Below are 8,006 nucleotides of genomic sequence, written 5' to 3'. Positions count from 1 at the left end.
TTATAATTGTACATGAAAAGTGGCCCGTTGATTACCGTAATGACTGGCCCGCTATCATCCGTTTTCGCTGGCCCAGTATCACCGTTATAGACAATTAAGCCATTAATTGAACATAGTCCTTTATTATCCTGGGGTTTAAGCATTGCTAGTATTGCTGGTCTTTCCATGGTTATCGGCTTTATCGAGATTCTATCTGGTGTATTAATAGCTTGCCGTAGCTTTTCGTCAAAAGCATCACTATTAGGTAGTGCAATGGCTGTCATTACCTTTGTTATTACGCTTACATTCCTGCTTTCCACTCCTGGTATCATCCAGCCGGGTTATAACTTTCCGTTTATTTCTCCGCAACCGGGACAATTCTTATTAAAAGATATTGTCTTGCTCGGCGCAGCAATTTGGTCAACTGGAGAATCCCTACGTAGAGTTGGCAACATGGTCTAGTAACCGACCCCGACGATTTACCGTATCCTATTAATATCATTAATTAATGAGGGAACAGTATGCCCTGGCAAAAGCTTAATCGTAAAACTAAAATTAATAATTATAAATCTAGCTATCTAAAATTATGAGAAACAAATTTCTATTTATCGGGAGTATTGCCGCAGCGGCAACGTTTTCGATCATCAGTTGCAAAAAAAATAACGATGACAACAAAAACAAAGTTGCCGGTTATTTGTATACTACAACCAACGGTGAAAGCACCAATCAGGTGGTCAGGTTTTCAAGAATGAACGACGGATCGCTAACAGAGGAAAAAAGCTTCACCACCAATAGTAATGGAGGAGCCAATGTTGCGGCCGGCGGCGATGCTCATGGTGACTTTGATTCCCAGGGTGCGGTGCAGATCATAGGAAACTATTTATTGAACGTTAATGCAGGCGGCAATCAAGTATCGGTTTTTTCCCTTGATAGGAAAACGGGAAACATTACTTTAAAAAATAATATTAGTTCAGGCGGTACCCGGCCGGTGAGTATTGCTTACCTGAAAAAAGCAGGCAGTGCTGATGAATATTGGGTAGTTGTAGGAAACCAATGGAACAACCCCAATATACAAAAAGATGGTGCAAATATTCAGCGCTATCCTAACGATGCCTTTTACCAGCAGAACCTTACCTTGGCTGACGCAACTGATAATGAAAGGAATATCACCTTATTTACTTTTAGTACCACCACCGGTGCGCTTACTTTAGTTAAACAACTGGATAAATATGCACGACAAAATGGAGGGCCTACAACAGTAAGTTTTAGTGCCGATGGAACAAAACTGGCTGTAAGCACTTGGGGTATAGCACATTTTGATACGCAATTAACCTCGCTAACAGAGCAACGCCCAAGCAGGGTTTACGTATATAGTTTTAGCAATGGCGACGTTAGCGGGAAACGTTATTTTGAAGAAGCTGGTATTTCTGGCACCATTGGCTTTAATTGGGATAAGACAGGTAGCAGCAAATTGTACGTGTCAAATTTTAATCTGATACCTACAAAAAAAGATAATAGTATAACGGTTTTAAATGATAATGGCGCAGCGGTTAGCAAATCGGCCAATTTTAGCGCGACAAGCGCATCTGCTATCAATGAATCCTGCTGGACTGTTTTAAACAGCACTGGTGATAGACTATATGTTGCCAGTTTTCAAACTAATCTAGTTTCAGCTTTTAACATAAGTGCCGGGGCTTTAAGTTTTGGTTCATCGGAGGCTAGAACTGGTTTGGCGCCGCATGGCGATTCTAAGGAATTATGGCAATCTCCCAATAATAAATACCTATATAACCTTGGATCGTTCCAGTCGTTTTCAATAAATATTTTTGATGTAAGCGGTTCGGGTTTAAAATATCGCTCTCAAACTTTTTTAAGTACAACCGCTGCTGGAAAAGGTATTGCAGGCAAGTATAACTTTTTGGGTATGGCAGGTTTTGACCTGTAATAGAATTTTATTAGTATTTAACAAATGCTTATTTCAATTGTATTTTAGTGAAAGTGAATAAATACTGTAAGGAACCTATTAATGTGATATAACAGCTTTGATTTTGAGCCGATTAGTTTAGGGAGCCTCTTTTATTAGCGTGATGGCACTGTTCAGCGCGGATAAAAGGGACTCCTTATATTTAATAAAATTATCCTGGCGATCAGCTTCTTCACTCAGTTTCAGCAATCGTTTAACTACCTTAACTTGTTCCAATTCGTTTTGGTACAGTTCGGTAAATGTTTCTGGGTTTTTGTTTTTTAATATTCTAACAGCATGAGAATACTGCTCAAAAATATCTGTGATAACAGCAAGACTTTTATCATCGTAATTTGTTAAACCACTAACCTTTGTAGACAGCTTTTCAAGCTTTCCTCTTTCTTTTGCGTAACCCATATCTTCGCAAAGATACATTTTTTAGGCATTAGTTATTTCGGGGGCTATAAAATCGAACGCTAGTACATTTAAAGTAATTCAAAAAAGCGCTATCTTTTTTCTTATTTTACTTTAATGTCTTCACTATCAATCAGTTCTACCATATTTCCCATTTTTTTCTGGATCACACCAAAATGGTCAAGTTCACTAGTGCTGACTAGCGAAATTGCATCGCCATGCGAGTCTGCACGTCCGGTTCTCCCAATCCTATGTATATAATCCTTTGGGGAGCGAGGCAATTCGTAATTAATTACGAAAGGCAAGAAATTGATGTCAATACCCCTTGCCATCAAATCTGTCGCCACTAATACCCTAAGTTTGCCAGATTTAAAATGTGCTAATGATTCTGTTCTGGAACCCTGACTTTTTTTACTATGAATCGCTTTTGCATCGATGTTGTTTTTACGTAGTTTATTCACGATTGCTTCCACCTGATGCACGGAAGATGCAAATATCAACACCTGTTTCATATCATAATGATTGATCAGGTAGCGCAAAAATGGACCTTTCTTTTCGTCTGAAACAATATAGGCCACCTGTTTTATGAGGTCAAGCGAATATTCTTCAGCTTCAATTTTAATAACAATGGGCTCTTTTAACAGAAGCTGATGTATGTTTTGTATATCGTTGCTTAGCGTTGCTGAAAATAGAATATTTTGACGTGCTGGAGGGAGAAGACTTATAATTTTATCCATATCTTCTTTAAATCCTAAATTCAGCATTTTATCAGCCTCGTCTAATATTAAAGTTTCAATAGAAGACAAGTAAACTGCATTTGAATTAAGTAGTTCCAGTAATCTACCTGGTGTGGCCACAAGTACATTTACCCCTTGTAGGGCCATCATTTGCGGATTAATGGACACGCCGCCATATACAGCTAAGGTTTTAACGGGCTGCAAAAGATTTTTGCTAAAAGACTTGAAAACATCTTTTACTTGCTCTGCCAGTTCACGTGTGGGTACCAATACCAATACATTGGCATGTCTGTTTTTTACCAATAATGTTTGCTGCAAGTTCATTAAAATTGGCAAAACATAACCAGCAGTTTTACCAGAGCCCGTTTTAGCAATACCTAAAACATCACTTCTGTTTAAAATTGCCGGGATACACTGTTCTTGAATAGGGGTAGGAGTTGTAAAATTCTGATCAGTCAGGGTTTTTAATAAAACATCAGAAAGACCAAATGAACTAAAAGGCATGTTACTTTTTTTTTGTAAAAGTAAGTAAAAATTGAAAAGTTCTCATCAAGCTATTAGCGTAGCTTCTAATTGTTCTTAATTTTTGCTTAAATTCAACTTATAGAATGAAAAGAAAAATCCTCCTTTTGGTATTGTTACATTGCTCAGTATTGTGCTACGCACAAACCAAAATACCTGTAAAACTGAGCGCCAACCCAAAAGAGCTGTTGCAACGGATGACCCACAATCCTGCTTTTGTGGCAAATGCCAAAGGCGAAGATTTTTGCTGGAATGCCGCTTATGGGATGGGAGAATTTCTGGATAACTTTAAGCTGACCGCAGATGTTAAATGGCTGGATGCAGGGATTTCCAAGACCGCACCCTCCATCATCATTAGCAAATCGTGGAAACCGGGTATCCTGCAAATTGACCTGTATTCTGTTAATAATTAATTGATCAGTACGCTTTTTAAGGGGAAAGTTGGCTTGCAGACCTTTATATTGGAGTGGGACGGTACCGATCCCGCAAAAAGAACAAAATATAAAGGGGACTACAAAATCCGATGGACCCAAGGTTCGGGATATCGTGAATTTCCAATTGTTGTAGATCTTTAATTTATGCTATCCGATAGAAGCTCCTTCCTTGAAAGCCTAAGAGTGGTTTTTTGAAAGCCCCAATGGCTTTTAATACGTCAATGAACTATTGCTGCCGACTATCACAGCTGGCAGGTTAAATTTAACTAGTCGACTAATTAAAAAATTGAAACCGGAATACTTGCCTGTTATTTTTTGCTGATCAGCGATGGCGGAGTGCGTTCCCGATGGTATAATTGTGGCTTATAAAAAGCTCGTTTTATTATAAATACAAATGTAAGAAAAATAGTTGGTATTTCCAAATAAAATATCGGATTTTTTTGAATTAAATACGCTGATTTACAGTCTGTTAATTATATTTTTTACTCATATGCAACGTCTCGATTTAAGCTTAGTTTTTACCGTTTTCTACCCCAATAATTAGTATCAAAATCAAGTAGTATCATATTCTTAACCGCTGATAAACTTCTTAACCACGTGGACCTGTGTTGTGGACGAATAAAGAATAGGAAGGGTTTTTAAATTGCGACGGAACAGCGGTAAAGCTGTGCATCTTCTGATAAAAATGATAGGGCCTTTGGAGTGGTTCCATTTTGCGTTAATTCGGGTTTTCTTCGCGGTTTAGTCGTGCTTTGTGCGACTGAAGGTACCTCAAATACGAAGAAACCACGACTAAACCACGTTTAAACCGCATACAATCCGAGAACGATGGCAAACCAATAGTACAGTTGATTTCCTGATATTTTCAATAGCACCTACATCGCTTGGAGGGCCTTTCGTGCAGGCTACTAGGTATCTTGTAGCACTAGAGGTACCCTTTTCCCCTCCAAAGTACCTATAAAGGTACTTTGAGTGCTACAATACCCCTATGTAAGTATTAGGGTAAATCAGCTATTCATTACTGGATTTTCTAAAATCTCCAGTTTAGCAAACTTGATTACCTCCACACTGGGGAAACCAAAGTCTTCTACTACCTTACCCAGAATCAAGTAGCATCCTGCACCCCTGAAAGGATAAACGGGCGTATTATTAGGGAAGTGTGTGGTGTCAAAGAAATTACCATTTACATCTACAAACGTTCCAAACCACATCTTCTTATTATTTTTGGTATGCACCGTCTTTTCGCAAACATATCGGCCTACCATCTTGACTTCTTTACTTACATGCCGGATCAGATCATCGGCTACCAAACCACCACGGTATTTAGTCTGCAACAAATCAAACATAGACAGCGACAAAGGAAAGCCTAATAATTCCAACTCATGGTAGGCATCTTCCAGTTTGGTGTTGATGAGTACAGGAAGCTGATAGGCCTTCGGTTTTAATTCAAATAGCTCAACTTCATTTGCCGGTTTTATCTTATTGCCAAGTAAGGTATGCACATCCCAAAGGAGTTCCTTTTTGCTCCTTCCGGTAAAGCGCATGGCGCCAAGTCTGATTAAAATAATAGCCTGTTCCAGGCCAATGCCTGTCCGTTTTACAAAATCTTCTAGTCCCAGGTAATCTCCATTTTGCCTGCGCTCCTTTGGAATCAGGTCTATCTGACTCCCTTCTAATCCCTGTATGCCGATCAAGCCCAGGTGGGCCAGCTTTCCGTGTATGGTAACCGCAGTTTCACTATGGTTTATGCAGGGCAGTTCTACATTAGCGCCTGCTTTTTGGAGTTCGTGTACATAAAGCCAGCGGCTATAAAACCCTCCATAATTGTTGAGCACGGCAACCATAAATTCCCTCGGGAAATAGGTCTTGAGGTATAAACTCTGGTAACTTTCTACTGCAAAACTTGCAGAATGCGCTTTACTAAAACTGTATCCTGCAAAAGAAGATACCTGTCGCCATACTTCATTTGTAATATCCACAGGTCTGCCTAGTATGCGGGCGCCCTCATGGAATTTCTCTACCAAACGGTCAAACTCCATTCTAGACCGGTATTTGCCACTCATGCCCCGCCTTAAAATGTCCGCATCGTTTCCATCCATACCACCATAATGAATACATATCTTAATCACATCTTCCTGGTATACCATTACCCCATAGGTTTCGTTGAGCTGCTCTTCCATTATCGGATGCAGGTATTGAACGGAATCTGGCTGATGGTAATTTTGGATATAGGTTTTCATCATACCCGATTGGGCCACACCCGGCCGGATGATAGAGGAGGCCGCAACAAGGGTAAGGTAATCGCTACAGGCCAGCTTAGTTAACAGTTGTCGCATTGCTGGCGACTCAATATAAAAGCAGCCGATGGTATTTCCGGTTTTCAGTTTGGCATTCAATACCGGGTCGTTTAAAAATGATTTTACATCGTGAACATCTATCTTGCGGCCCAGGTTTTGTCCTACCAGACGAGCGGCTTCTTTGATGTGCCCTATTCCACGCTGAGATAAAATGTCATACTTATCCAAACCAATCAGCTCGGCTTCATACATGTCCCATTGTACGGTGGGCATACCTTTTGGAGGCAAATCCAGGGCCGTATAATAAGTAATTGGTTCTTCTGATATCAGTACACCACCAGCATGAATAGAACGTTGGTTGGGCATGCTGGCCATCAGGTTTTGGAGGGCAAGGATTCTTTTGAACGTCGCATTTTCCCGGTTCTCCTCCCTGCGCGTCGGATCAGTAAAACCATCAATTTCTGTTTTGGGAAGTCCCATTACTTTGCCAATCTCCCGAATAATGGAGCGGTCTTTGAAAGTAGACATGGTGCCAAGCAACGCCGTATGCTCCCTGCCGTAACGCTTAAATATATAATCCTGCACGTCTTCCCGTTCATCCCAGCTAAAATCCAGGTCAAAATCGGGTGGAGATGATCGGGATTCATTCAGGAACCTTTCAAAATAAAGGTCCAGTGCTATGGGGTCTACATCGGTTATCCGCAGGCAATACGCCACCACACTATTGGCGCCAGAGCCGCGACCTACATGGTAATATCCCTGACCTGAAGCGTAACGAATGATGTCCCAGGTGATCAGAAAATAGGCGCAGAAGTCCAGCTTGTCAATAACTTTCAATTCGCTGTTAACCCGCTTTAAAGCTTCCCTATTGTCCTTACCGAAGCGTTGTACCATACCTTCCATGGCCAGTTTGGTTAGTAAAGCCTTATCGTCCTTTTTAGTTGCGCTAAAGGTTTTTTTGTTCAGCTTAATTTTGCCCTCAGGATAAGCCTCCATCGAACAGCTGTCCATTAGTTTGCGGGTGTTGTCCATCATGTACGCATACTTTCCAAACTTGCCTTCCAGCTGGCCGGCGCTCATAAATTGGTCGGTTGGTTTGCATTTATCTTCGTTTTCTACCAAGGTTAAAATCGTATTCAGATCAATGCCTCTCAGGTATTCATGCATCCGGTACTCCAGTTTGCCAGAGAAAACTACAGGCTGTAAAACGACAAATTTATCCTTTACGTTACCCAATTCCTTCCCATATAGCGAATGCAGCTGATCAAACCTGATTCCTATGTATTCGTTTTCTTGCAGTGTTTCGGTATAGCCATGTGTATAGATTACAAATGCCTGCTTAAAGGACCAGGGTTTATCCGGTAATTCTTTTTGCTCCAGGTTGTGCCAGCTTAAAAAATCGTTCAGTTCCTTCATCCCTTCTTTAGAACGGGCAATGCCGATGTACAGTAATTTCTTGTTTCGTCTAAACTCGATCCCTCCAATAGGTTTGATGCCCTTGGTACGGCATGCCCTGATAAATTCCATTACACCAGTGGAATTATTGATGTCTGTAAGTACCATTTGAGTAACTCCGGAATGGATGGCTTCATCAATCAGTTTTTTGATGGAAAGGGTGCCATAGCGCAGGCTATATTGAGAATGGACGTTCAGGTACATT

At 40.6% G+C, this 8,006-nt stretch carries 7 protein-coding genes; 3 read left to right on the top strand and 4 right to left on the bottom strand.

The features are described 5' to 3' along the window. Nucleotides 1-311 (bottom strand): hypothetical protein (locus tag ACVWYN_RS17340; RefSeq protein ID WP_457290150.1); only part of this gene is annotated, 311 nt, incomplete at its 3' end. On the opposite strand from ACVWYN_RS17340, the gene ACVWYN_RS17335 reads away from it, so the two are divergent. Together ACVWYN_RS17335 and ACVWYN_RS17330 are read left to right on the top strand one after the other, a co-directional pair. After that, on the top strand, nt 205-441 hold the full coding sequence (locus tag ACVWYN_RS17335) for a DUF417 family protein (protein ID WP_457290149.1): 237 nt from the start codon (nt 205-207) through the stop codon (nt 439-441). The two genes, ACVWYN_RS17340 and ACVWYN_RS17335, sit on opposite strands and share 107 nt — an antisense overlap. Nucleotides 442-565: 124 nt before the next feature. Beyond that, entirely contained in the window at nt 566-1,924 is a 1,359-nt protein-coding gene (locus ACVWYN_RS17330; protein WP_457290147.1) for a beta-propeller fold lactonase family protein, read from the top strand. Nucleotides 1,925-2,041: 117 nt separating this feature from the next. Here ACVWYN_RS17330 and ACVWYN_RS17325 read toward each other — a convergent pair whose 3' ends face one another. Together ACVWYN_RS17325 and ACVWYN_RS17320 are read right to left on the bottom strand one after the other, a co-directional pair. Continuing rightward, a complete protein-coding gene (locus ACVWYN_RS17325) occupies nt 2,042-2,377 on the bottom strand; it encodes a hypothetical protein (protein ID WP_457290146.1) in 336 nt (111 codons plus the stop codon). Nucleotides 2,378-2,460: 83 nt separating this feature from the next. Further along, nucleotides 2,461-3,597: a DEAD/DEAH box helicase gene (locus ACVWYN_RS17320; protein ID WP_457290145.1), complete on the bottom strand. Its 1,137-nt coding sequence runs from the start codon at nt 3,595-3,597 to the stop codon at nt 2,461-2,463. A 104-nt stretch (nt 3,598-3,701) separates the two neighbouring features. Between ACVWYN_RS17320 and ACVWYN_RS17315 the strand changes: the two genes are divergently transcribed. Next, nucleotides 3,702-4,028: a hypothetical protein gene (locus ACVWYN_RS17315; protein WP_457290144.1), complete on the top strand. Its 327-nt coding sequence runs from the start codon at nt 3,702-3,704 to the stop codon at nt 4,026-4,028. Between the two features lie 1,028 nt (nt 4,029-5,056). On the opposite strand, the gene dnaE is transcribed toward ACVWYN_RS17315, so the two are convergent. Then, a complete protein-coding gene (dnaE, locus tag ACVWYN_RS17310; RefSeq protein WP_457290143.1) occupies nt 5,057-8,005 on the bottom strand; it encodes a DNA polymerase III subunit alpha in 2,949 nt (982 codons plus the stop codon). Between the last annotated feature and the right edge of the window lies 1 nt (nt 8,006).

Source organism: Pedobacter sp. UYP24, assembly GCF_054057295.1.
This window is presented reverse-complemented; position numbering and strand designations above follow the sequence as displayed.

Bases quoted from the DNA above. Each gene is read 5' to 3' on its own strand.
- ACVWYN_RS17330 (WP_457290147.1), top strand. From the start codon at position 566: ATGAGAAACAAATTTCTATTTATCGGGAGTATTGCCGCAGCGGCAACG.
- ACVWYN_RS17325 (WP_457290146.1), bottom strand. From the start codon at position 2,377: ATGTATCTTTGCGAAGATATGGGTTACGCAAAAGAAAGAGGAAAGCTT.
- dnaE (WP_457290143.1), bottom strand. From the start codon at position 8,005: ATGTACCTGAACGTCCATTCTCAATATAGCCTGCGCTATGGCACCCTT.
- ACVWYN_RS17315 (WP_457290144.1), top strand. From the start codon at position 3,702: ATGAAAAGAAAAATCCTCCTTTTGGTATTGTTACATTGCTCAGTATTG.
- ACVWYN_RS17320 (WP_457290145.1), bottom strand. From the start codon at position 3,597: ATGCCTTTTAGTTCATTTGGTCTTTCTGATGTTTTATTAAAAACCCTG.